We start from the raw sequence: 25,538 nt of genomic DNA on the forward strand, positions 1-25,538 counted from the left end.
ATGCAGATGGGCCTGGATTTCACTCTGGTCGCCGAAGTAGAAGAATTGGTTGCCGGCGTTGATGAAGTCGGTCGTGGCCCGTTGTGCGGTGCGGTGGTGACGGCGGCGGTGATCCTCGATCCGAACCGGCCGATCCTCGGTCTCAACGACTCGAAGAAACTCACTGAAGCCAAGCGCGAAAAGCTTTACGACGAAATCATCGAAAAGTCCTTGAGCTGGTGTATTGCGCGCGCCGAAGTGGAAGAAATCGACGAGCTGAACATCTTGCACGCGACCATGCTGGCCATGCAGCGCGCGGTGGCCGGCCTGCACATTCAGCCGAAACTGGCGATGATCGACGGCAACCGCTGCCCGCAACTGCCGATGCGTGCCGAAGCGGTGGTGCAGGGCGACGGCAAGGTGCCGGCGATTGCTGCTGCGTCGATTCTGGCCAAGGTCAGCCGCGACCGCGAAATGGCTGCATTCGAATTGATCTATCCGGGTTACGGCATCGGCGGCCATAAAGGCTACCCGACGCCCGTTCATCTGGAAGCCTTGTCGCGTCTTGGCCCGACGCCGATTCACCGGCGCTCGTTCGCCCCGGTGCGTCTGGCTTACGAAGCGCTGGAAGGTCTGACGCAGGTTTAGTCGCAAGGCTGATGTTTTGTTCGAGGCCCGGTACAATCCGGGCCTTGTTGTCTCTATGTAACTGGACAGGATCACTATGCCGGCTTCATTCGTTCATCTACGCCTGCACACTGAATACTCCCTGGTCGACGGGCTGGTGCGGATCAAGCCGCTGGTCAAGGCACTGACGGCCATGAACATGCCGGCGGTCGCAGTCACCGACCAGAACAACATGTGTTCCCTGGTCAAATTCTATAAAAACACCATGGGCGCGGGCATCAAGCCGATCTGCGGTGCCGACCTGTGGCTGTCGAACAAGGACCCGGACGCACCGCTGAGCCGGCTCAGCCTGTTGGTGATGAACGCCAAGGGCTATCGCAACCTCACCGAGTTGATCTCGCGCGGCTTCATCGAAGGCCAGCGCAACGGAATGATCATCGTCGAGCGCGAGTGGGTTGCTGAAGCCAACGAAGGCCTGATCATGCTGTCCGCCGCCAAAGAAGGCGAGATCGGCATGGCCATGATCGGCGGCAACCCGGCTGAAGCTGAAGCCTTGGCGCGCGAATGGATGGCGGTATTCCCGGATCGTTTCTATCTGGAAATCCAGCGCACCAATCGCCCTAACGATGAAGAACAGCTGCACGGTGCCGTCGCACTCGCCGACAAGCTCGGCGCGCCGCTGGTGGCGACCAACGATGTGCGTTTCATCAAGCAGGAAGACTTCGCCGCCCACGAAACCCGCGTGTGCATCGGTGAGGGCCGTGCCCTCGACGATCCACGGCGCTCGAAGAATTACAGCGATCAGCAATACCTGAAAAGCGCCGAGGAAATGATCGAGCTGTTCAGCGATATTCCCGACGCCATCGAAAACACCGTCGAAATCGCCAAGCGCTGCAATATCGAAGTGAAGCTGGGCACTCACTTTTTGCCCAACTTCCCGATTCCCGATGGCATGACCATCGACGAGTATTTCCGCAAAGTCTCCTTCGACGGTCTGGAAGAACGCTTGTCGGTGCTGCTGCCCAAGGACACCACCGAAGACTACGAAGCCAAGCGTCAGGTCTACGTCGACCGGCTGAATTTCGAGCTGGATATCATTATCCAGATGGGTTTCCCCGGTTACTTCCTCATCGTTATGGACTTTATCCAGTGGGCCAAGAACAACGGCGTGCCGGTAGGTCCGGGCCGTGGGTCGGGTGCCGGTTCGTTGGTGGCTTATGTACAGAAGATCACCGACCTCGATCCGCTGGAATACGACCTGCTGTTCGAACGATTCCTTAACCCGGAACGGGTCTCGATGCCCGACTTCGACGTCGACTTCTGCATGGACGGTCGTGACCGCGTGATCGACTACGTGGCCGAAAAATACGGTCGTAACGCGGTAAGCCAGATCATCACTTTCGGTTCCATGGCGGCCAAGGCTGTGGTGCGCGACGTAGCGCGGGTGCAGGGCAAGTCCTACGGCCTGGCGGATCGTCTGTCGAAGATGATTCCGTTCGAAGTCGGCATGACCCTGGAAAAAGCCTACGAGCAGGAAGAAATCCTCCGTGACTTCATCAAGGTTGATGAAGAAGCTGCGGAAATCTGGGAAATGGCGCGCAAGCTCGAAGGCGTTGTGCGTAACGTTGGTAAACACGCCGGTGGTGTGGTTATTGCGCCGACCAAACTGACTGACTTCTCGCCAATCTACTGCGATGAGGCCGGTGACGGTCTGGTGACCCAGTTCGACAAAGACGACGTTGAAGCGGCTGGTCTGGTGAAGTTCGACTTCCTCGGTCTGCGGACCCTGACGATCATCGACTGGGCGCTGAAAACCATTAACCGCGACCGTGCCAAGGTCAACGAGCCGCCACTGGATATCGCGTTTATCCCGCTGGACGACAAACCGACGTACTCGTTGTTGCAGAAAGCTGAAACCACCGCGGTGTTCCAGCTTGAATCGCGCGGCATGAAAGAGCTGATCAAAAAGCTCAAGCCCGACTGCCTGGAAGACCTGATCGCACTGGTGGCCCTGTTCCGTCCGGGCCCGCTGCAGTCCGGCATGGTGGACGACTTCATCAACCGTAAGCACGGCCGCGCCGAACTGGCGTATCCGCACTCGGATTACCAGTACGAAGGTTTGAAGCCGGTTCTGGCACCGACTTACGGCATCATCCTGTATCAGGAACAGGTGATGCAGATTGCTCAGGTCATGGCCGGTTACACCCTTGGCGGTGCGGACATGCTCCGTCGGGCGATGGGTAAGAAAAAACCCGAGGAAATGGCCAAGCAGCGCGGCGGTTTCATTGAAGGTTGCGCGACCAACAACATCGACGCCGACCTTGCCGGTAACATTTTCGACCTGGTAGAAAAGTTCGCCGGTTACGGCTTCAACAAATCCCACTCCGCCGCCTACGGCCTGGTCTCGTACCAGACAGCCTGGCTGAAAGCCCACTACCCGGCGCCGTTCATGGCTGCGGTACTGTCGGCGGATATGCACAACACCGACAAGGTCGTGACCTTGATCGAGGAAGTGCGCACGATGAAACTGCGCCTCGACGCGCCGGACGTGAACACTTCGGAGTTCAAGTTCACGGTGAACGACGACGGCCGCATCGTCTACGGCCTCGGCGCGATCAAAGGTGTTGGTGAAGGCCCGGTTGAGGCGATCACCGAGGCGCGTCAGGCAGGTCCGTTCAAGGATCTGTTCGACTTCTGCGCGCGGGTCGACCTCAAGCGCATCAACAAACGTACCCTCGACGGCTTGATCCGCAGCGGTGCGCTAGATCGTCTGGGGCCGTACTTCCATGACGAACAGAAGGCTTATCAGGCCAACATCGACCGCAACCGCGCCGTGCTGCTGGCAGCGATGGAAGAGGCGATCAAGGCGGCCGAGCAGACTGCGCGTACCCACGACTCTGGTCACGCCGACCTGTTTGGCGGGCTGTTTGTTGAAGAAGATGCCGACGTTTATGCGTCCCATCGCAAGGCCAAGGAGCTAACCCTCAAGGAACGCCTCAAAGGTGAGAAAGACACCTTGGGCCTGTACCTGACCGGTCACCCGATTGACGAATACGAAGGCGAGATCCGCCGTTTCGCTCGTCAACGCATCATCGACCTGAAGCCGGCGCGCGATACGCAAACCGTGGCGGGGATGATCATTGCCCTGCGCGTAATGAAGAACAAGAAGGGCGACAAGATGGGCTTCATCACCCTCGACGACCGTTCGGGGCGGATTGAGGCGTCGCTGTTTGCCGATGCGTTCCACTCTGCGCAGTCGTTGTTGCAGACCGACGCGATGGTGGTGGTCGAAGGCGAAGTCAGCAACGATGACTTCTCCGGTGGCCTGCGCCTGCGCGTCAAGCGGGTGATGAGCATGGAAGACGCGCGCACCAATCTGGCCGAAAGCCTGCGCCTGAAGCTGCAAACCCAGGATCTGAAAGGCGATCAGCTACGCTGGTTGGGGGATTTGCTCAAGCGTCATCGCGGCGCGTGCCCGATCACCATGGAGTACACCAGTCCGGATGCGAAGACCTTGCTGCAGTTCGGCGAGACCTGGCGGATTGATCCGGCGGATGCGTTGATTCAAGCCCTGCGTGACCAGTTCGGGCGAGACAACGTCTTCCTCCAATACCGTTGACCGGCAAGTGCCATCATGGCGCTTGCCCGCAACCTGAATTTTTAATCTCGACCTCAGCGCGCCTCTCCCTTAAGGTAGGGCGCGAATAGACAACCGGCCGGCCCAAGCTCATTTGGGACACGACCCAAGACGGACGCCTATGAACCCGAATTTTCTAGATTTCGAACAGCCGATCGCCGACCTGCAAGCCAAGATCGAAGAGTTGCGCTTGGTCGGTAATGACAATTCGCTGAATATCGGCGATGAGATCTCCCGCCTGCAGGACAAGAGCAAAACGCTGACCGAAGACATCTTCGGCAAGCTGACCAGCTGGCAGATCGCACGCCTGGCGCGTCACCCGAAACGCCCGTACACCCTCGACTACATCGAGCACATCTTCACCGAGTTCGACGAACTGCACGGTGACCGTCACTTCTCTGACGACGCGGCCATCGTTGGCGGTATCGCCCGTCTGGAAGACCAGCCGGTGATGATCATCGGTCACCAGAAGGGTCGTGAAGTGCGCGAGAAGGTGCGCCGTAACTTCGGCATGCCGCGTCCGGAAGGCTACCGCAAGGCTTGCCGTCTGATGGAGATGGCCGAGCGTTTCAAAATGCCGATCCTGACCTTCATCGACACCCCGGGTGCCTATCCTGGCATCGACGCTGAAGAGCGTAACCAGAGCGAAGCGATCGCCTGGAACCTGCGCGTGATGTCGCGCCTGAAGACCCCGATCATCGCCACCGTTATCGGTGAGGGTGGTTCCGGTGGTGCACTGGCCATTGGCGTCTGCGACCAGCTAAACATGCTGCAGTACTCGACCTACGCGGTAATCTCGCCGGAAGGTTGCGCTTCGATTCTGTGGAAAACCGCCGAAAAAGCGCCGGATGCTGCTGAAGCAATGGGCATCACCGCCGAGCGTCTGAAAGGCCTGGGCATTGTCGACAAGGTGATTGGCGAGCCTCTGGGCGGCGCGCACCGTGATCCGGCGGCTGCGGCTGCATCGATCCGTGCCGAGCTGAGCTCGCAACTGGCGATGCTGAAGAAGTTCGATAACGAAGCGTTGCTGAAGCGCCGTTATGATCGACTGATGAGCTACGGTCTCTAAGTCGAACGCAATACCCATGTGGGAGCGAGCCTGCTCGCGAAAGCGGTATAACAGTCGACAAATCTGTTGAATGTTAAACCGTCTTCGCGAGCAGGCTCGCTCCCACATTTGGTTTAGGCAAGGGTAAAGAAATGGGTCAGTCCATGATTGATTTGCCTTCACGGCTTTTGCACAACCTTGAGCCTTGGCGCAATGCCGCTCATTGGCGCGTCGCGTTTTCCGGTGGTCTCGATTCCACCGTCCTGCTGCACCTGCTTGCCGATCTGGCAAAAACCGAATCCATCCCCGCGCTAAGCGCTATCCATATCCATCACGGCCTTCAGGCCGCAGCTGATGCGTGGCCGCAGCATTGCCAGTCCGTGTGTGATGCGCTGGGAGTGCCGTTGCTCATCGAGCAGGTGACGGTGCAACCAGGCGCGAGTCTGGAGCGGGCGGCGCGGGATGCGCGTTACGCCGTGTTCAGTGCGCTGACCCAAGCTAATGAGGCGTTAATCACTGGTCAACACCGTGATGATCAGGCGGAAACACTGCTGTTCCGGCTGCTGCGTGGAGCGGGAGTGCGCGGATTGTCGGGAATGCCGCAGCAAAGGCCAGTGGGGCAGGGCATGTTGATTCGCCCGTTGCTGGATGTCACTCGAGCCGAGCTGGAACGTTACGCACAGGCTCACTCGTTAAGCTGGATCGAAGATCCGTCAAATCAGGATCGACAGTTCTCGCGCAATTACCTGCGCCATCAGGTTATGCCGGTGCTGAGCGAGCGCTGGCCGCAAGCGCAGGCGAACATGACCCGCAGCGCCGCGCATCTGCGTGAAGCTCAGGGGCTGCTCGATGAGTTGGCGCAGATCGATTTGGCGCAAGCCGCGACTGCTCATGATTATGAATGGCTGGTTTTACCGTCGCTGGAACTGGCGCCGCTCGCCGCACTGTCTGCTGCCCGGCAACGAAACGCGATCAGCCATTGGCTCGAACGCTTCACGCAACTGCCAGATACCGACCACTGGTCGGGTTGGAAAAATCTGTGCGATGCCGCTCACGATGCTTCACCGATATGGCGTCTGGCCGATGGCGAGCTTCATCGCAGTGCCGGTCGTCTGTGGTGGCTCAGCGGTCACTGGCTACGCACGCCGATGATCGGCGTCGAGTGGCAGAGCCCGGCGTCAGCGCTACGCTTGGCCGATAACGGACATGTCACGTTCAGCGGGCAGACTCCCGTCGGGCCTTTGCGCATTGCCTATCGTCAGGGCGGTGAAGTCATGCAGCTGGCGGATCGCGGCCACCGTGACCTCAAGCGCCTGCTCAATGAGCGCGCGGTCCCGGGCTTCATGCGTGGCAGATTGCCGCTGCTGTTTCGCGGCGATGAATTGCTCGCGGTGGCGAACCTGCCGGGACTTGATGGTCATGCACAGGACGGCTGGAAATTGCATTGGCTGCCAACAGACGAAGATCAAGGTTTGAGCTGAAAGGAGCATTCCGGTAGACTACGCTCCCTTCTTGATACAACTTCTGTGGATTCGCCTGAATTGCAGGAGTTGCCGATTACCAAGCAGTCTTTGCTGGGCGATTCCAAAAAATGTGTAGCGAGCAACGTACCGGTGTTTCACCTGCCGGTCTGTCCCAACGCGGCGGTTTTTTTGAAAGGTGCACTGTGATTAATGCAGGTGATCGGGGGCTTCGGCCTTCCTTCGCTTTCCCCGGCGGCTCGTACCGCTTTAACGCAGACTTCTAGGGTTTTTCATGACGCGCTACATATTCGTCACGGGCGGTGTTGTTTCTTCATTGGGGAAAGGCATTGCATCGGCTTCATTGGCAGCCATCCTGGAGGCGCGGGGACTTAAGGTCACCATGCTGAAGCTGGATCCGTACATCAACGTCGATCCGGGCACCATGAGCCCGTTCCAGCACGGTGAAGTGTTCGTCACCCACGACGGCGCCGAGACCGACCTGGACCTGGGGCACTACGAGCGGTTCATCCGCACGACCATGACCCAGAACAACAACTTCACCACCGGCCGTGTCTACGAGCACGTGCTGCGCAAAGAGCGCCGTGGTGACTACCTGGGTGCAACCATCCAGGTGATTCCGCACATCACCGACGAAATCAAGCGCCGCATCATCAAGGGTGCCGGTGACGCTGACGTGGCGATGGTTGAAATCGGTGGCACCGTCGGTGACATCGAGTCGCAACCGTTCCTCGAAGCCATCCGTCAACTGCGTTTCGAAGTCGGCGCCAAGCGCGCGATGCTGATGCACCTGACACTGGTGCCGTACATCGCCACCGCTGGCGAGACCAAAACCAAGCCAACCCAGCACTCGGTCAAAGAACTGCGTTCGATCGGCCTGCAGCCAGACGTGCTGGTGTGCCGTTCCGATCACCCGATCGACATCTCGTCGCGTCGCAAGATCGCTCAGTTCACCAACGTTGAAGAACGTGCGGTGATCGCGCTGGAAGACGCCGACACCATCTACAAGATTCCGGGCATCCTGCATTCGCAGGGTCTGGACGATTTCGTCGTTGAGCGTTTCGGTCTGCAATGCGGCAGCGCTGATCTGTCCGAGTGGGACGCAGTGGTTGACGCCAAGCTGAACCCGGAACACGAAGTGACCATCGCCATGGTCGGCAAGTACATGGAACTGCTGGACGCTTACAAGTCGCTGATCGAAGCGATGAGTCACGCCGGCATCAGCAACCGCACCAAGGTCAACCTGCGTTACATCGATTCCGAAGACATCGAAAACCAGGGCACTGCGCTGCTCGAAGGTGTCGACGCGATCCTCGTACCGGGCGGCTTCGGTCTGCGTGGCGTGGAAGGCAAGATCACTGCCGTTCAGTACGCTCGCGAAAACAAGGTTCCGTACCTGGGTATCTGCCTGGGCATGCAAGTGGCGGTCATCGAGTTCGCCCGTAACGTGATGGGCTGGAAAGACGCCAACTCCACCGAGTTCGATCGCGCCAGCGGTCATCCGGTGGTCGGTCTGATCACCGAGTGGGAAGACGCGACCGGTGCCGTTGAAGTGCGTACCGAATCGTCCGACCTGGGCGGCACCATGCGCCTTGGCGCTCAGGACTGCCTGCTTGAAGCCGGTTCCAAGGTCCACGACTGCTACGGCAAGGACGTGATCGTCGAGCGTCACCGTCACCGTTACGAAGTGAACAACAACCTGCTGCCACAGCTGATCGAAGCTGGCCTGAAAATCTCCGGTCGCTCCGCTGATGCGGCGCTGGTTGAAGTGGTTGAAGCGGCCGATCACCCATGGTTCGTCGCTTGCCAGTTCCACCCTGAGTTCACTTCCACACCACGTGATGGCCATCCGCTGTTCAGCGGTTTTGTCAAAGCAGCGTTGGCTCAACACCAGAAGAAGGCGTAACCCCGATGGCACAGAAGATCATCCGCGTCGGCGACATCGAAATTGCCAACGACAAACCCATGGTGCTGTTTGGCGGCATGAACGTGCTGGAAAGCCGTGACATGGCCATGCAGGTTTGCGAAGAGTACGTAAAGGTCACCGAAAAACTCGGTATCCCTTACGTGTTCAAGGCCAGTTTCGACAAGGCTAACCGTTCTTCTGTGACCTCTTATCGTGGTCCTGGCCTGGAAGAGGGCATGCGCATCTTCCAGGACATCAAACAAGCCTTTGGCGTGCCGATCATCACCGACGTCCACGAGCCTGATCAGGCTGCGGTCGTCGCAGAGGTCTGCGACATCATTCAACTGCCGGCCTTCCTGTCGCGCCAGACCGATCTGGTCGTCGCGATGGCCAAGACCAATGCAGTGATCAACATCAAGAAAGCCCAGTTCCTCGCGCCTCAGGAAATGAAACACATCCTGAACAAGTGCGTGGAAGCGGGTAACGATCAATTGATCCTCTGCGAGCGTGGTTCGAGCTTCGGCTACAACAACCTCGTGGTCGACATGCTCGGCTTCGGCATCATGAAGCAGTTCGAGTACCCGGTATTCTTCGACGTGACCCATGCGCTGCAAATGCCGGGTGGTCGTGCCGACTCCGCCGGCGGTCGCCGTGCCCAGGTTCTGGATCTGGCCAAGGCGGGCATGAGCCAGTCGTTGGCAGGTCTGTTCCTCGAAGCGCATCCGGATCCGGACAACGCCAAATGCGATGGCCCTTGCGCCTTGCGTCTGGACAAACTGGAGCCATTTCTGGCCCAGCTCAAGGCTTTGGACGAACTGGTGAAGAGTTTTCCGACGGTAGAAACCGCCTAAACCTCAATTCTCCGGTAAAGTACCGCACGATTTGTCGCTCATGCCCTCGGGTGTGAGCGTTATCGTCTGCAAGCCTGCCCGCTGCACACCCCTTGCCGACGGTAAAAAGATTTCCTCTAGCTGCGTCGTTTTCGTCAACTTTGGAGTGTTTACAACAATGGCAAAAATCGTCGACATCAAAGGTCGTGAAGTTCTCGACTCCCGTGGCAATCCCACCGTGGAAGCGGACGTGCTTCTCGACAACGGCATCATCGGCAGCGCTTGCGCGCCGTCCGGTGCATCCACTGGCTCGCGTGAAGCACTCGAGCTGCGTGATGGCGACAAGAGCCGTTACCTGGGCAAGGGCGTGCTCAAAGCGGTAGCCAATATCAACGGTCCGATCCGCGATCTGCTGCTGGGCACCGACCCAAGCGACCAGAAAGCCCTGGATCACGCGATGATCAAGCTCGACGGTACCGAAAACAAGGCAACCCTGGGCGCCAACGCCATCCTCGCCGTGTCCCTGGCTGCGGCCAAGGCTGCTGCGCAGGACCAGGACCTGCCGCTGTACGCACACATCGCTAACCTCAACGGTACTCCGGGTGTCTACTCGATGCCGGTGCCGATGATGAACATCATCAACGGTGGCGAGCACGCTGATAACAACGTCGACATCCAGGAATTCATGGTACAGCCGGTTGGCGCCAAGTCTTTCTCGGAAGGTCTGCGCATGGGCACCGAGATTTTCCATCACCTCAAAGCTGTGCTGAAGGCCCGTGGCCTGAGCACTGCCGTTGGCGACGAAGGCGGCTTCGCACCGAACCTGGCGTCCAACGAAGACGCGCTGAAAGTGATCTCGGAAGCTGTGGCCAACGCCGGTTACAAGCTGGGCACCGACGTGACCCTGGCGCTGGACTGCGCGGCCAGCGAATTCTACGAAGACGGCAAGTACAACCTGTCCGGCGAAGGCCAGGTGTTCACCGCTGAAGGTTTCGCCGATTACCTCAAAGGCCTGACCGAACGTTATCCGATCATCTCGATCGAAGACGGTCTGGACGAGTCCGACTGGGCTGGCTGGAAGATCCTCACCGACAAGATCGGCGAGAAGACTCAACTGGTGGGCGACGACCTGTTCGTAACCAACACCAAGATCCTGAAAGAAGGCATCGATAAAAAGATCGCCAACTCGATCCTGATCAAGTTCAACCAGATCGGCACCCTGACCGAAACCCTGGAAGCCATCCAGATGGCCAAGGCTGCCGGTTACACTGCAGTGATCTCGCACCGTTCGGGCGAAACCGAAGATTCGACCATTGCCGACCTGGCTGTGGGCACCTCGGCTGGCCAGATCAAGACCGGTTCGCTGTGCCGTTCCGACCGCGTTTCCAAGTACAACCAACTGCTGCGTATCGAAGAGCAGTTGAATGGCAAGGCCAAGTACAACGGTCGCAGCGAGTTTCGCGGCTAAGTACAAATCGATGGAAGGACACCGGATTGTGTCGAAAAAGTCGTGACAGCGATGGATTTGCCACTAATCTGATGCCTTAACAGCACAAGCCTGGGTCTTCCAGGCTTCGTGCTATCAGATGCTTCAAAGTTTTGGCGTGGCTGTCTTTTTTCACTGGATACCTGATATTCGATGCGCAGTCCTTACTGGTTGTTTCTCGTTTTGCTCTTGCTACTGGCCGGTCTGCAGTACCGCCTGTGGGTGGGCAATGGCAGTCTGGCGCAGGTCGCCGAGCTGAATCAGCAGATTGCTGATCAACACGCCGAGAACGAAGGTTTGCTGGAGCGCAACCGGGTGATGGACGCTGAAGTCAGCGAGTTGAAAAAGGGCATGGAGACCGTTGAAGAGCGGGCTCGTCACGAACTGGGCATGGTCAAGGACGGCGAAACCCTTTACCAGTTGGCCCAATGATCAATTCCCTGCCGGCCTTCTGGGCCGTGATTCCTGCTGCGGGCATCGGTGCCCGAATGGCTGCGGACCGTCCCAAGCAATACCTGCAACTGGGCGGAAGCACAATTCTCGAACACAGCCTCGGCTGTTTCCTCGATCACCCAAGCCTCAAGGGCCTGGTGGTCAGTCTTGCTGTTGATGATCCTTATTGGCCGAACCTGGCGTGCGCTGGCGACTCGCGTATTCAGCGCGTCGAGGGCGGCGCCGAGCGTTCCGGTTCGGTGCTCAATGCCTTGCTGCATTTGCATGCGCAGGGTGCCGATGATGAGGATTGGGTGCTGGTGCACGATGCGGCACGACCGAATCTGAGTCGCGAAGATCTCGACAAGTTACTGGATGAACTGGCGGACGATCCGGTGGGCGGCTTGCTCGCGGTGCCGGCGCGCGACACATTGAAGCGGGTCGACAAGCATGGTCGGGTGGTTGAGACCGTCGATCGCAGCGTGATCTGGCAGGCGTATACGCCGCAGATGTTTCGCCTCGGTGCGTTGCATCGGGCGTTGGCGGACAGCCTTGTCGCTGATGCTGTGATTACTGACGAAGCTTCTGCGATGGAGTGGGCTGGCCTGGCGCCGCGACTGATTGAAGGGCGGGCGGATAACCTCAAGGTGACCCGGCCGGAAGATCTGGAGTGGTTGCGCCAGCGTTGGGCGAATCGCCGCTGAGTGCAGTGGCGCTTTTCAGATTGCCTTCGCGAGCAGGCTCGCTCCCACCTTTGAATTACGCCGAACACAAATTGTGTATCCACTGAAGATCCCCTGTGGGAGCGAGCCTGCTCGCGAAGGCGGCAGCAAAGACAACACAACACTCAGCTCCGATATTCGGGCCGCTCAGCCAATCCTTCCTTGAGAAACTCCACCAACTTGCGCACCTTCGGCGACAAATGCCGTTGCTGCGGATACAGCGCCCACACCGCCGTATTCGGCGGCTGATGCGCCTCCAGCAGCGAAATCAACGCACCGCTGTGCAAATGCTCCAGCACGTAATAATCCGGCAACTGACACAATCCCACCCCCTGTAACGCCGCATCCAGCACCGCTTGCCCGCTGTTGCAGCGCCAGTTGCCCTGCACGCGCTGGGAAAACTCCCGCCCGTTTTGCTCAAGCTGCCAGATGTCCGAGCTGCCAATCAGGCAATTGTGCCGACTCAATTCCGACAGGCTATGTGGGCGACCGTACCGCTCGACGTAGGACGGTGACGCGCACAGATACATTCGGCGTGGCGCCAGGCGTGTCGCGACCAACCGCGAGTCCTGCAAACGACCCAGGCGAATCGCCAGATCCAGACCTTCATGCACCAGATCAAGCTGGTGATTGCTCAATTCGATATCGATGCGCAGCTGTGGATAAAGGCCCATAAATCGCGTCACCAGCGGCACGATAAAACGTTCGCCGTACGCGACGGCGCAGGTCATGCGCAGCATGCCTTTCGGTTCGCTGGTAAGATCGCCGACGGCACGCAAGGCTTCTTCGCGGCCATCCTGCAAGCGTTGGCAATGTTGCAGGAAGGTCTGCCCAGCCTCGGTCAGCGTCACCCGGCGTGTGCTGCGATAGAGCAGGCGCGTCTGAAGTCTTTCTTCCAGCCGTACGATTTGTCGACTGATGTGCGAGGACGAAACCCCAAGGCGTTCGGCGGCGGCGGTGAACTGGCTGCATTCGGCAACGGCAACAAACTCGTCAATGCCTTCCCAGCGGCTTTCGGACATCGGGATTATCCCTGTATGGCAATAATGTTTTGCTTTTGTCCGGATTATTCATCAGTTGGCGTTGAACTACACTGGTCGTCTGGTTTTTTATTCAATGGATTCACTGGAGAGTCAGCATGATCAAGTCGCGCGCCGCCGTTGCCTTCGAGGCCAAGAAGCCGCTGGAAATCGTAGAAGTCGATGTCGCCATGCCCAAGGCCGGTGAAGTGTTGTTGCGCGTGGTGGCTTCCGGGGTTTGCCACACGGATGCCTACACCCTGTCCGGTGCAGACCCGGAAGGCATCTTCCCGTCGATCCTCGGCCACGAAGGCGGCGCCATCGTCGAAGCGATCGGCGAAGGCGTGACCTCGGTTGCGGTGGGCGATCACGTCATTCCGCTGTACACCCCGGAATGCGGCCAGTGCAAATTCTGCAAGTCGGGCAAGACCAACCTGTGTCAGGCGATTCGCGCGACTCAGGGCAAGGGTTTGATGCCGGACGGCACTTCGCGTTTTTCCTACAAGGGCGAAACCATTTTCCACTACATGGGTACTTCGACATTCTCGGAATACACCGTGTTACCGGAAATCTCCGTGGCCAGGATCTCTAAAGATGCGCCGCTGGAAAAGGTTTGCCTGCTGGGCTGCGGCGTCACCACCGGTATCGGTGCGGTGCTCAACACTGCCAAGGTCAAACCCGGTGACACCGTGGCCATCTTCGGTCTGGGCGGCATTGGTTTGTCCGCAGTCATTGGCGCGGTGAAAGCCAAGGCTGCGCGAATCATCGCCATCGACATCAACCCGGCCAAGTTCGAGATCGCCAAACAACTCGGCGCTACCGACTGCGTAAACCCGAAAGATTTCGATCGTCCGATTCAGGAAGTGATTGTCGACATGACCGATGGCGGCGTCGACTTCTCCTTCGAATGCATCGGCAACGTGCAACTGATGCGCGCCGCCCTTGAGTGCTGCCACAAAGGTTGGGGCGAGTCGGTGATCATCGGTGTGGCCGGTGCCGGCCAGGAAATCGCAACCCGTCCATTCCAGCTTGTGACTGGTCGCGTCTGGCGCGGTTCGGCATTCGGCGGCGTGCGCGGTCGTACCGAGTTGCCAAGCTATGTCGACATGGCCCAGAGCGGCGAGATTCCGCTGGATACTTTCATCACCCACACCATGGGCCTGGAAGACATCAACAAGGCCTTCGACCTGATGCACGAAGGCAAGAGCATCCGTACCGTCATTCATTTCTGATCAATCGTGGCGACATGGGCGCAAGTCTTGAAGGCTTGCGCTCATGACCGCGTAGGAGTCTTTACATGAGTCTGGAAAACATCTCCTGTCAGAAGAGTTTCGGCGGTTGGCACAAGCGTTATCGCCATCGCTCAGACGTGCTCGGTTGCGACATGGTGTTCGCCGTGTACCTGCCACCGCAGGCGGAGCAGGGCGGTAAGTTGCCGGTGCTGTACTGGTTGTCGGGCCTGACCTGCACCGACGAGAATTTCATGCAAAAAGCCGGCGCGATGCGCATGGCTGCCGAACTGGGCCTGATCATCGTTGCGCCGGACACCAGCCCCCGTGGGCCGGATGTGCCGGGTGATCCTGATGGCGCGTGGGATTTCGGCCTCGGTGCCGGTTTCTATCTGAATGCCACGCAGGAACCTTGGTCGCGCCACTATCGGATGCATGACTATGTCGTGCATGAGTTGCCTGCACTGGTCGAAGCGCATTTCCCCGCCTCGGACAAACGCAGCATCAGCGGTCACTCCATGGGCGGTCACGGTGCGCTGGTCTGCGCGCTGCGTAACCCGGGACGCTATCAATCGGTGTCGGCGCTCTCGCCAATCAACAACCCGATGGATTGCCCGTGGGGTCAGAAAGCCTTTTCGCGCTACCTGGGCGAAGACCGTTCCAAATGGAAAGAGTGGGATGCCTGCGCACTGATTGCCGAGGCGGATGAAAAACTGCCGCTGCTGGTCGATCAAGGGGATCGCGATGACTTCCTCGCCACCCAGCTCAAACCCGAAGCTCTGCAACAAGCGGCAAAACAAGCGGGTCATCCGCTGACATTGCGCCTGCAACCGGGCTACGACCACAGCTATTTCTTCATCTCAAGCTTTATAGACGACCACTTGCAGCATCACGCACGCGCCCTGCGCGGTTAATGCAGGTAGAATCACGCCCTGACAAAAATCGGGGCGTTTTTTTATGCGTATTGGCCACGGCTATGATGTGCACCGTTTCGCTGAAGGCGATTTCATTACTCTGGGCGGCGTGCGCATCGCACACAGCTTCGGGCTGCTCGCTCATTCCGACGGTGACGTCCTGCTGCACGCCTTGAGCGATGCCTTGCTCGGCGCCGCTGCGCTGGGTGATATCGGCAAGCATTTCCCGGACACCGACCCGCAATTCAAGGGCGCCGACAGCCGTGCGCTGCTGCGTCATGTGGTCGCGCTGATCCATGCCAAAGGCTGGAAAGTCGGCAATGTCGACAACACTATCGTTGCCCAGGCACCGAAAATGGCCCCGCATATCGAATCGATGCGCGCGCTGATCGCGGCGGATCTTCAAGTTGAGTTGGATCAAGTGAACGTGAAAGCTACCACCACCGAAAAGCTCGGCTTTGTCGGTCGCGAAGAAGGCATCGCCGTGCACTCCGTTGCCTTGTTGCTGCGCGCATGAACGAACTGCAATTGCTCGGCCCGCGGGCCTATGGTGAACCCGTCGGCACTGCGGTACTGAAAGCCATCGCTGAAGACTTTCAGGTCGATGAAGTCCTCGATATTCCGTTCAGCGGCGATGGCGAACATCTGTGGATCTGGGTCGAAAAACGCGGTCTGAACACTGAAGAAGCTGCGCGGCGTATCGCCAAGGCTGCCGGCGTGCCGTTGCGCACCGTCAGCTATGCTGGCCTCAAGGATCGTCAGGCGCTGACTCGCCAGTGGTTCAGCGTGCAATTGCCGGGCAAGGCCGATCCGGATCTGTCGGCGGCGGAAAACGACACGCTGAAGATTCTCAAGACCACTCGCCACAAACGCAAACTGCAACGCGGTGCGCATTCGGCCAACGGTTTCACTTTGCGTTTGACTCAGTTCGATGGCGATAAAGCGGCGATTGACCAGCGTCTGCAACTGATAGCCCAACAAGGCATCCCCAATTATTTCGGCGCCCAGCGTTTCGGCCACGACGGCGGCAACGTCGTTGATGCGCGTTCGTGGGCGGCGCGCAAGGCCTTGCCGGAACAACGCAATGTGCGTTCGCGCCTGCTCTCGACGGCGCGCAGTTTTCTCTTCAACAAGGTGCTCGCCGCACGAGTGGCCGATGGCACCTGGCAAAAAGCCCTGGTCGGCGACCTGCTCGCGTTCACCGACAGCCGCAGTTTTTTCCCGGCCGGTGAAGCCGAGTGCAGCGACCCGCGTCTGGCGATTCTTGACCTGCATCCGACCGGCCCGCAGTGGGGCGAGGGTGACTCGCCGACCGCAGGCGCTGTCCATGATCTGGAGCAGGGGATTGCTGCCGGTGAAGCAGAGCTGCGCGATTGGTTGATCAACGCCGGTATGAGCCACGAACGTCGCATCCTGCGGCTGCCCATTGGCGGGTTGACGTGGCATTATCCCCAGCCTGACATTCTGCAACTGGAATTCGTCCTCCCGGCCGGATGCTTCGCCACCGTATTGGTGCGCGAACTCGTTGATCTGGTGCCGGTGGGGCAGACGGACAGCCCATGCGTATTCTGATTTCTAACGACGATGGGGTAACCGCACCCGGTCTCGCCGCGCTTTATGCTGCGCTGGCGGATTACACCGAGTGCGTGGTTATCGCCCCGGAGCAGGACAAAAGCGGCGCCAGCAGTTCGCTGACGCTCGACCGTCCGCTGCACCCGCAATACCTGGCCAACGGCTTTATCAGCCTCAACGGCACTCCGACCGACTGCGTGCACCTGGGCCTCAACGGCTTGCTGGAGCGCGAGGCGGACATGGTGGTTTCCGGGATCAACCTCGGCGCCAATCTTGGCGATGACGTGCTGTATTCCGGGACAGTGGCGGCCGCCCTTGAGGGACGTTTTCTCGAGCGTCCGTCGTTCGCTTTTTCGCTGGTCTCGCGGCAGGTGGATAATCTGCCGACAGCGGCCTACTTTGCGCGCAAACTGGTCGAGGCCCATGCCGGGCTTGATCTGCCACCGCGCACGGTGCTCAACGTGAACATTCCCAATCTGCCGATCGACCATATTCGCGGTATTCAGTTGACCCGCCTCGGCCATCGCGCCCGTGCGGCGGCGCCGATGAAAGTGGTCGATCCGCGTGGCAAGGCCGGTTACTGGATTGCTGCAGCCGGCGACGCCGAAGACGGCGGCCCGGGCACGGACTTCCATGCGGTGATGCAGGGCTACGTTTCCATCACCCCGTTGCAGCTCGATCGCACCTTCAACGATGCGTTCAGAAGCCTCGATGGCTGGCTGGAGGGACTGCGCTGATGGCCCGTGAACATGAAGACAGGCTGCGCAGCGGGATCGGCATGACCTCTCAGCGTACCCGCGAGCGGCTGATCCAGCGCCTGTACGAAGAGGGCGTGTCCAACGCCAAGGTGCTGGAAGTGATCCGGCGTACGCCGCGTCACCTGTTCGTTGATGAAGCGCTGGCACACCGTGCTTATGAAGACACGGCGCTGCCGATCGGCAATAACCAGACGATTTCCCAGCCTTATATGGTGGCGCGCATGAGCGAGCTACTGCTGGAGGCGGGCCCACTGGATAAGGTGCTGGAGATCGGCACCGGTTCCGGTTACCAGACGGCGGTGTTGTCACAACTGGTTGAGCGGGTGTTCTCGGTTGAGCGCATCAAGGTACTGCAGGATCGCGCCAAGGAACGTTTGGTTGAACTGAACCTGCGCAACGTGGTGTTCCGCTGGGGCGATGGTTGGGAAGGGTGGCCGGCGCTGGCACCTTATAACGGCATTATCGTCACCGCCGTGGCCACGGATGTACCGCAAGCCTTGCTTGATCAACTGGCTCCGGGCGGACGCATGGTGATTCCGGTAGGCTCCGGGGAAGTACAGCAATTGTTGCTGATCGTGCGTGAGGAAAACGGCTTTTCCCGGCATGTTCTCGGGGCTGTCCGTTTTGTGCCTTTGCTCAATGGGCCACTGGCCTGAGCATTTGTTTACGCGCGCTGAATTCCTTTCGTTCGCCTGTGTCTTACTCGGGCAACGATGGTTTAAACGCAGCAGATTGTCAGCTGGCAAACGTGTGCGTGAAGCGATTTCGCTTCATTAAAGGTAAAGCCGATCCGGCCCGTTATACTTGCGACACCTCATGCCGAAAACCGGCATTCCACATTTTTCAGCCACCACAAAGGGAGCGGCGGGTGAGTCTCACAGTCATTGCGCAGCGTATGGGTAACACGAGCTTTCAGCGCCTGGTGACTGGCCTCGTCTTGAGCACCTTGCTGGTCGGTTGCTCCAGCACCAAATCGAGCAATGTGCGGGTGGTCGATCGCAACAACGCGGTGGCCCAGCGTCCTACGGTGACGACCGGACAATATGTAGTCCGTCCGGGCGATACGATGTTTTCGATCGCATTTCGCTACGGCTGGGACTACAAAGCCCTCGCGGCCCGGAACAATATTCCTACGCCATATACGATCCATCCGGGTCAGACGATTCGCTTCGACGGCCGCACCGGTTCAACGCCGACGGCGGTGGTGAGCAACAGCAGTTCTTCACCTTCTTCGTCGAGTAAAACCACGGTAATCCGGCGCCAGGCAAATGGCACCACGACCACTACAACCACCGGTTCTACGGGGGCTGTACCGTCCGTCGCCAACAAGCAAGCGCCCGCGCCGTTGCCTCCGGCAGGCCCAGCCCCGACCGGCTGGGGATGGCCATCTAATGGCATTCTGATTGGAAAATTCTCTTCAAACGGTAGTTTGAATAAAGGAATTGATATCGCCGGAGATTTGGGACAGCCTGTTTTAGCTGCGTCTGATGGGACGGTGGTATACGCCGGGAGTGGCTTAAGGGGCTACGGCGAATTAGTCATCATCAAACACAGCGAAACCTACGTCAGTGCCTACGGACATAACCGCAGGCTGTTGGTTCGGGAGGGACAGCAGGTCAAGGTCGGACAGACAATTGCCGAAATGGGGTCAACGGGTACAGACCGGGTGAAACTGCATTTTGAGATTCGCCGCCAAGGTAAACCTGTAGATCCGCTGCAGTTCCTGCCAAGACGTTGATTTGTAAGCCAGCCTGTTCCGTCGCGTAGAGGGGACAGGCTCCAGCGCTGCCAAGGATAAAGGCGTCGCTTGAGCTTGGGGTCGAACTCACCAAAGGACTATAACAATGGCTCTCAGTAAAGAAGTGCCGGAGTTTGACATCGACGATGAGGTTCTCCTTATGGAGACCGGCATCGATTCGGAATCTTCGATGTCGAATGATGAAGGGGCTGCTCCACCTTCCGTTCGTTCCAAATCCAAACACTCCGCTTCACTTAAACAACATAAGTACATCGACTACACGCGTGCACTTGATGCCACGCAGTTGTATCTCAACGAAATCGGCTTTTCCCCACTGCTCTCTCCGGAAGAAGAAGTTCATTTTGCGCGACTGTCGCAAAGTGGCGATCCGGCCGGACGCAAGCGCATGATTGAAAGTAACCTGCGGCTGGTGGTCAAAATCGCCCGGCGTTACGTCAATCGGGGGCTGTCGCTGCTGGATCTGATCGAAGAGGGCAACCTCGGATTGATCCGGGCGGTGGAAAAGTTCGATCCCGAGCGCGGCTTCCGCTTCTCGACCTACGCGACCTGGTGGATTCGTCAGACCATCGAGCGCGCGATCATGAATCAGACCCGGACCATCCGGTTGCCGATCCATGTGGTCAAGGAACTCAACGTGTACCTGCGGGCTGCACGGGAGCTGACGCAGAAGCTCGACCACGAACCTTCACCCGAAGAAATTGCCAACCTGCTGGAAAAACCGGTGGGCGAGGTCAAGCGCATGCTTGGCCTGAATGAGCGGGTTTCTTCGGTCGACGTCTCGCTGGGTCCGGATTCGGATAAAACCCTGCTGGACACCCTTACCGACGATCGTCCGACCGATCCTTGTGAACTGCTGCAGGATGACGACCTGTCGCAGAGCATCGATCAATGGCTGTCGGAGTTGACCGACAAGCAGCGCGAAGTGGTCGTACGCCGCTTCGGCCTGCGCGGTCATGAGAGCAGCACGCTGGAAGATGTAGGCCTGGAGATCGGCCTGACCCGGGAACGGGTGCGGCAGATCCAGGTAGAAGGCCTCAAGCGCCTTCGTGAAATCCTCGAGAAGAATGGCCTGTCGAGCGAGTCGCTGTTCCAGTAAGCGCCTCACACGCTCGCCCGCAAGAAGCCCCGACTGGTTCGGGGTTTTTTGTTGGCCTCGATTTGCTGGGCATTCCGCCGCTCTTTTTCATTGTCGGACGTACGGTTGGCATTTCCATCCTTTGTAGTCTCGGGGTGTAAGCCTTGGCTTACTCTCTCGTAAGTGTTCCCTATTTTTACAAGACGGCAGACGTCGATTACGGCCATCGCCGCAATTTAACTTATTGTTTTATATGTTTATTTTTTAACATTAAGTGCTTATGACAATCTTTTTCGGCACCCACAGCCGATTGCTCTTGTCAGGGAACTCTCTAGTATCGGGGCTGTGTCGACGGACAGACACGCCCTTCAAGGAAGAGGGGAACGGACATCGCAGGACGCGATTCATCAGGACGATGAAAAGGAATACAGGGAATAGGGAAAAAATGTGGGCGGGTCATACCGCCCCTTTTTTCGCCTGCAGAAAAGTAAAAAGGCCCGCGAGGGGCCTTTTCGTTCGAGCGCGTGGCTGATCAGCGTTCGAGGTCTTTGATCTTGCCTTTGACGCCATCCCACTCTTCGGCATCCGGCAGCGATTCTTTCTTCTCGGTGATGTTCGGCCAGATTTCAGCCAGCTCAACGTTGAGTTGAATGAATTCCTGCATCTCTTCCGGAACTTCGTCCTCGGAAAAAATAGCTACAGCCGGGCATTCCGGTTCGCACAGGGCGCAGTCGATGCACTCATCCGGGTGAATCACCAGGAAGTTCGGGCCTTCGTAAAAGCAGTCCACCGGACACACTTCTACGCAGTCGGTGTACTTGCACTTGATGCAGTTGTCGGTGACGACGAAGGTCATTTCTAATTTTCTCCTCAGGCGGCGGCAGCGTTGCCCCTTCACGGTTGGGGTCGCCAGGTTCGGGAGCGATACCTGCTGGCCAGGCTATTAGCCAGCAGCATCCCAAACCGCGCGAGATTCTAACAGCTTGAAGCCGTTTGCGTTATATCCGCTTCTTCAGTGCTTATATCCGGTTCTTCAGTGCATAGAGCATTTCGAGAGCTCGGCGCGGGGTCAGGTCATCCAGATCCAGTTTAGCCAGTTCATCGAGCACCGGGTGTGGCAAGCTGGCGAACATGTCGCTTTGCTGTGGCGTCGCCGGTTTGCCCTTGGCGGCAGGTTTCGGCGCTTCATGCGGCAAAGCGGTTTCTTCCAGTCGGCTCAAGTGCTCACGGGCACGCACGATCACTTCACTTGGCACACCGGCCAGTTGCGCCACCGCCAGACCGTAGCTCTGGCTGGCAGGTCCCGGCAGCACGTGGTGCAGGAAGACGATGCGTTCGTTATGCTCGGTCGCATTGAGGTGGACGTTGGCCACCAGTGGCTCGGCTTCCGGCAACACGGTCAGTTCGAAGTAGTGGGTGGCAAACAGCGTATACGCGCGCAGATGCGCCAGACGCTCGGCCGCCGCCCATGCCAGCGACAGACCGTCGAAGGTGCTGGTGCCGCGCCCGACTTCGTCCATCAGCACCAGGCTGCGCTCGGTAGCGTTGTGCAAGATGTTGGCGGTTTCGCTCATCTCGACCATGAAGGTCGAACGGCCACCGGCCAGGTCATCGCTGGAACCGATTCGAGTGAAGATGCGGTCGACCAGCGACAGTTCGCAACTGGCTGCGGGCACGAAGCTGCCAATGTGAGCGAGCAACACGATCAATGCGGTTTGGCGCATGTAGGTGGATTTACCACCCATGTTCGGGCCGGTGATCACCAGCATACGGGTGTTGTCATCCAGGCTCAGGTCGTTGGCCACGAACGGCGTGGTCAGCACTTGCTCGACCACCGGGTGACGACCCTGGGAGATGCGCATGCACGGCTCGCTGACGAAGCGCGGGCAGTTCAGGTCAAGATTCAGCGCACGCTCGGCGAGGTTGCTCAACACGTCCAGTTCGGCCAGCGCACTGGCGGTGTCCTGCAGCGGTGGCAACTGGCTGATCAAGTCTTCCAGCAGGGCTTCGTAAAGCATCTTCTCGCGCGCCAGGGCACGGCTCTTGGCAGAGAGCGCTTTGTCTTCGAACTCTTTCAGCTCAGGCGTGATGAAGCGCTCGGCGCCTTTCAGGGTTTGCCGACGGATATAGTCCGCCGGTGCTGACTCAGCCTGCTTGCTCGGCAGTTCGATGAAGTAGCCGTGAATGCGGTTGTAGCCGACTTTCAAATGGCTCAGGCCGGTACGGGCCTTCTCGCGGGCTTCCAGATCGATGAGGAACTGGCCGGCGTTTTCGCTCAGCGATTGCAGCTCGTCGAGTTCACTGTCGTAACCGGTTTTCAGCACGCCGCCGTCACGGATCACCGCCGGCGGGTTGTCGATAATGGCTTTTTCCAGCAACGCCGCCAGCTCCGGGTAAGTGCTGGTGATGGTCGCGAGGTTTTGCAGGTGCGGCGCTTCCAGATCGGTCATTGCCACTTGCAGTTCAGGCAATGCGCCAAGGGCGTCACGCAGCCGGGCAAGGTCACGAGGACGCGCGTTGCGCAGGCCGATCCGCGCGAGAATTCGCTCGATGTCGCCGATTTCCTTGAGCTGTGGTTGCAGCTTTTCGAAACGATAGCGATCGAGCAGGCAGGTGATCGAGGTCTGGCGCGCCAGCAACACAGTCAGGTCGCGCAGCGGGCGATTCAGCCAACGGGTCAGCAGGCGGCTGCCCATGGCGGTCTGGCAGCGATCGACGACTGATTGCAGAGTGTTGTCGCGACCACCGGCCAGGTTGGTGTCGAGTTCGAGGTTGCGACGGCTTGCACCGTCCAGCACCACGGTGTCATCCAGACGTTCGTGGCGCAGGCTGCGCAGGTGGGGCAGGGCGGTGCGCTGGGTTTCCTTGGCGTAGGCCAACAGGCAACCCGCAGCGCCGATGGCCAGGGTCAGGTTCTCGCAGCCAAAACCCTTCAGGTCTTGGGTGGAGAACTGCTGGCAAAGGCTTTTCAGTGCTGAATCACGCTCGAAATCCCACGGCGCACGACGACTGACGCCACGGCGTTTTTCCGCTGGCAGATCCCTCGGCCAGTCATCCGGGATCAGCAACTCCACCGGATTGATCCGCTCCAGTTCCGCCAGCAGGTTTTCCCAGCCTTTGATTTCCGACACGCTGAAACTGCCGCTGGTGATGTCCAGCACGGCAAGGCCGAACAGACGTTCGTCACCCAGCAGGGCTGCAATCAGGTTGTCGCGGCGTTCATCAAGCAGCGCTTCATCACTGACCGTACCCGGCGTGAGGATCCGTACGACCTGACGCTCAACCGGGCCTTTGCTGGTGGCCGGATCGCCGACCTGCTCACAAATCACCACGGACTCGCCAAGCTTCACCAGCTTCGCCAGATAGCCTTCCGCCGCGTGGTAAGGAATCCCACACATCGGAATCGCCTGCCCCGCCGACTGGCCGCGCGCGGTCAGAGTGATGTCCAGCAACTTGGCCGCCTTCTTCGCGTCTTCGTAGAAGATCTCGTAGAAGTCGCCCATGCGGTAGAACATCAGCTGATCTGGATGCTGATTCTTCAGGCGCCAGTACTGCTGCATCATCGGGGTGTGGGAGGACAGGTCGGAGACGGCTTTATTCATCGGATTGTCAGGCAACTCGTTAAAAGATGTAGGGCAAAAGCGAGGGCATAAGCCGGGCTTTTCCGCGATGGGCGCAAGGTTACCATGGGCAGTCTGTCGGACGCAGGCATCGCGGCCGGGTGAGGGCTTTCTTCATCGGAAAGTGTATTTATGCATGATTTATGCAAATCAGCATTTGTCTTCGCGAATAACTTCAAGCACTATGCGCGTTATGCAAAAACGCAACGTAGCCTCCGTCTTAAGAGCACTGCTCGACCAGCACGGGATCTCCCCCACGGAGCTCCACCGTCGCACCGGCGTGCCTCAATCCACTCTCTCGCGGATTCTCAGCGGGAAGATCGTCGATCCCTCGGATAAACACATCTCGAAGATCGCCGAGTACTTCGCCGTGAGTACCGATCAATTGCGCGGGCGCGCGGATGTCGCGCCGTCGGCCGGTGCCGTGCGTGATGACGTGCACGCGGAACTCAAGGACATAATGCTGTGGGACGACGATACGCCTGTCGATGATGACGAAGTATCGGTGCCGTTCCTTCGCGAGGTTGAATTGGCTGCTGGATCAGGAAGATTCGTCATCGAAGAGAGCGAGCGCTCTAGTCTGCGCTTCGGCAAGCGCAGCCTGCGTCATAACGGTGTGCAGTTTGACCAGGCCAAATGCGTAACAGTGCGCGGCAACAGCATGTTGCCGGTGTTGCGTGATGGCGCCACTGTTGGCGTCAACGCGGGCAAGTGCGGCATCGGTGACATCATTGATGGCGACCTGTACGCGATCAATCACAACGGCCAGTTGCGCGTGAAGCAACTCTATCGCCTGCCGACCGGCATTCGTCTGCGCAGCTTCAATCGCGATGAGCATCCGGACGAGGACTACAGCTTCCAGGAAATCCAGGAAGAGCAGATCGTCATCCTCGGTCACGTCTTCTGGTGGGGCATGTACGCCCGCTAACCCGACCCTTCTCAGATAAACCCGCCTCGCAGGCGGGTTTTTTTTCGCCTTGATGAAACCGCCAAACCCTTGAGTTGCGGGGCTTCCATGCATCTGCGCATTTTCAATGCATAAATAAATGCATTTACGCATTGACTGGATATGCATGAATGCATATCCTTGCCACCAAGCCGCTCGACAAAGCGGCTGGCAAGAAAGCTCTTTAGTTCCACAAGAACAGGCAGCGATGAACCGGCCTCAACGGTTCAGAGGGTTGGCAACTGACCCGGGTGTGCAGCGTAAAGCACCAGAAGCAGTTATCCGGCGGGCAGGGACCGCGGTCGGAAAAACAATTTGAATGGACTCGTACCGCGCCAGTAGCGCCGAACAGTCAGCTTCCTTCTTGAACACAGGATTTGAAGGAAGGCGAAGGAGCGCATTACTGAAAAGCCCGGTGCATTGCCGGGCTTTTTGGAATGCTCCTCCGAGCAGATCACCATGAATGGTGTACAGCAGGGCCTGGTTAAATAAACAAGA

The 25,538-nt window shown here is 58.6% G+C and carries 21 protein-coding genes; 18 read left to right on the forward strand and 3 right to left on the reverse strand.

What is annotated here, in order from left to right:
• The 9 genes from rnhB (at position 1) to ispD (ending at position 12,130) form a co-directional block, all read left to right on the forward strand.
• Positions 1 to 627: a ribonuclease HII gene (rnhB, locus tag HU754_RS07100; protein ID WP_093436573.1), complete on the forward strand. Its 627-nt coding sequence runs from the start codon at positions 1 to 3 to the stop codon at positions 625 to 627.
• A 76-nt stretch (positions 628 to 703) separates the two neighbouring features.
• Positions 704 to 4,225, forward strand: coding sequence for a DNA polymerase III subunit alpha (dnaE, locus tag HU754_RS07105; RefSeq protein ID WP_186622034.1), 3,522 nt, complete (start codon positions 704 to 706; stop codon positions 4,223 to 4,225).
• Between the two features lie 139 nt (positions 4,226 to 4,364).
• Positions 4,365 to 5,312, forward strand: a complete 948-nt coding sequence (locus HU754_RS07110) for an acetyl-CoA carboxylase carboxyltransferase subunit alpha (protein WP_038357918.1) — start codon at positions 4,365 to 4,367, stop codon at positions 5,310 to 5,312.
• A 131-nt stretch (positions 5,313 to 5,443) separates the two neighbouring features.
• Positions 5,444 to 6,772, forward strand: coding sequence for a tRNA lysidine(34) synthetase TilS (gene tilS / locus HU754_RS07115; protein ID WP_186622044.1), 1,329 nt, complete (start codon positions 5,444 to 5,446; stop codon positions 6,770 to 6,772).
• Between the two features lie 274 nt (positions 6,773 to 7,046).
• Entirely contained in the window at positions 7,047 to 8,678 is a 1,632-nt protein-coding gene (gene pyrG, locus HU754_RS07120; protein WP_093436570.1) for a CTP synthase, read from the forward strand.
• Between the two features lie 5 nt (positions 8,679 to 8,683).
• The gene (gene kdsA / locus HU754_RS07125) at positions 8,684 to 9,529 is read left to right on the forward strand and encodes a 3-deoxy-8-phosphooctulonate synthase (protein WP_016985082.1); all 846 of its coding nucleotides are present in this window, start codon (positions 8,684 to 8,686) and stop codon (positions 9,527 to 9,529) included.
• 157 nt (positions 9,530 to 9,686) lie between these two features.
• On the forward strand, positions 9,687 to 10,976 hold the full coding sequence (gene eno / locus HU754_RS07130; protein ID WP_093436567.1) for a phosphopyruvate hydratase: 1,290 nt from the start codon (positions 9,687 to 9,689) through the stop codon (positions 10,974 to 10,976).
• A gap of 171 nt (positions 10,977 to 11,147) precedes the next feature.
• Positions 11,148 to 11,426, forward strand: coding sequence for a cell division protein FtsB (gene ftsB, locus HU754_RS07135; protein ID WP_007908838.1), 279 nt, complete (start codon positions 11,148 to 11,150; stop codon positions 11,424 to 11,426).
• Complete coding sequence (gene ispD, locus HU754_RS07140) at positions 11,423 to 12,130, forward strand: 2-C-methyl-D-erythritol 4-phosphate cytidylyltransferase (RefSeq protein WP_186622046.1); 708 nt, start codon at positions 11,423 to 11,425, stop codon at positions 12,128 to 12,130. The genes ftsB and ispD overlap by 4 nt, the downstream gene beginning before the upstream one ends.
• A 143-nt stretch (positions 12,131 to 12,273) precedes the next feature.
• Here the strand turns inward: ispD and HU754_RS07145 are convergent, their stop codons facing one another.
• A complete protein-coding gene (locus HU754_RS07145; RefSeq protein ID WP_186622048.1) occupies positions 12,274 to 13,170 on the reverse strand; it encodes a LysR family transcriptional regulator in 897 nt (298 codons plus the stop codon).
• 116 nt (positions 13,171 to 13,286) lie between these two features.
• On the opposite strand from HU754_RS07145, the gene HU754_RS07150 reads away from it, so the two are divergent.
• The 8 genes from HU754_RS07150 to rpoS all read left to right on the forward strand — a co-directional run bounded on the left by HU754_RS07150 (position 13,287) and on the right by rpoS (position 20,495).
• Positions 13,287 to 14,399 carry an S-(hydroxymethyl)glutathione dehydrogenase/class III alcohol dehydrogenase gene (locus tag HU754_RS07150; RefSeq protein ID WP_093436558.1) on the forward strand — a complete coding sequence of 371 codons (1,113 nt, stop codon included), beginning with the start codon at positions 13,287 to 13,289 and terminating at the stop codon, positions 14,397 to 14,399.
• A 65-nt stretch (positions 14,400 to 14,464) separates the two neighbouring features.
• Positions 14,465 to 15,310, forward strand: a complete 846-nt coding sequence (gene fghA / locus HU754_RS07155) for an S-formylglutathione hydrolase (protein WP_186622050.1) — start codon at positions 14,465 to 14,467, stop codon at positions 15,308 to 15,310.
• Between the two features lie 43 nt (positions 15,311 to 15,353).
• On the forward strand, positions 15,354 to 15,827 hold the full coding sequence (gene ispF, locus HU754_RS07160) for a 2-C-methyl-D-erythritol 2,4-cyclodiphosphate synthase (protein ID WP_034149878.1): 474 nt from the start codon (positions 15,354 to 15,356) through the stop codon (positions 15,825 to 15,827).
• A complete protein-coding gene (truD, locus tag HU754_RS07165) occupies positions 15,824 to 16,882 on the forward strand; it encodes a tRNA pseudouridine(13) synthase TruD (protein ID WP_186622052.1) in 1,059 nt (352 codons plus the stop codon). Before ispF ends, truD begins: the two co-directional genes overlap by 4 nt.
• Positions 16,870 to 17,619 (forward strand): 5'/3'-nucleotidase SurE, encoded by a 750-nt coding sequence (surE, locus tag HU754_RS07170; protein ID WP_007908831.1) that lies wholly within the window; start codon positions 16,870 to 16,872, stop codon positions 17,617 to 17,619. The genes truD and surE overlap by 13 nt, the downstream gene beginning before the upstream one ends.
• Before the next feature lie 41 nt (positions 17,620 to 17,660).
• Positions 17,661 to 18,296: a protein-L-isoaspartate(D-aspartate) O-methyltransferase gene (locus tag HU754_RS07175; RefSeq protein WP_171057346.1), complete on the forward strand. Its 636-nt coding sequence runs from the start codon at positions 17,661 to 17,663 to the stop codon at positions 18,294 to 18,296.
• Between the two features lie 212 nt (positions 18,297 to 18,508).
• Positions 18,509 to 19,378: a peptidoglycan DD-metalloendopeptidase family protein gene (locus HU754_RS07180; protein ID WP_093436549.1), complete on the forward strand. Its 870-nt coding sequence runs from the start codon at positions 18,509 to 18,511 to the stop codon at positions 19,376 to 19,378.
• A gap of 106 nt (positions 19,379 to 19,484) precedes the next feature.
• Positions 19,485 to 20,495 carry an RNA polymerase sigma factor RpoS gene (rpoS, locus tag HU754_RS07185; RefSeq protein ID WP_038357938.1) on the forward strand — a complete coding sequence of 337 codons (1,011 nt, stop codon included), beginning with the start codon at positions 19,485 to 19,487 and terminating at the stop codon, positions 20,493 to 20,495.
• Between the two features lie 511 nt (positions 20,496 to 21,006).
• On the opposite strand, the gene fdxA is transcribed toward rpoS, so the two are convergent.
• Both fdxA and mutS read right to left on the reverse strand, forming a co-directional pair.
• Entirely contained in the window at positions 21,007 to 21,330 is a 324-nt protein-coding gene (gene fdxA / locus HU754_RS07190) for a ferredoxin FdxA (RefSeq protein ID WP_007908827.1), read from the reverse strand.
• Positions 21,331 to 21,493: 163 nt separating this feature from the next.
• Positions 21,494 to 24,076 carry a DNA mismatch repair protein MutS gene (gene mutS / locus HU754_RS07195; protein WP_186622054.1) on the reverse strand — a complete coding sequence of 861 codons (2,583 nt, stop codon included), beginning with the start codon at positions 24,074 to 24,076 and terminating at the stop codon, positions 21,494 to 21,496.
• A gap of 211 nt (positions 24,077 to 24,287) precedes the next feature.
• On the opposite strand from mutS, the gene HU754_RS07200 reads away from it, so the two are divergent.
• A complete protein-coding gene (locus HU754_RS07200; RefSeq protein WP_123374600.1) occupies positions 24,288 to 25,022 on the forward strand; it encodes an XRE family transcriptional regulator in 735 nt (244 codons plus the stop codon).
• Positions 25,023 to 25,538 lie beyond the last annotated feature (516 nt).

Source organism: Pseudomonas zeae (assembly GCF_014268485.2).
In the GTDB taxonomy this organism is placed as follows: Bacteria; Pseudomonadota; Gammaproteobacteria; order Pseudomonadales; family Pseudomonadaceae; genus Aquipseudomonas; species Aquipseudomonas neuropathica.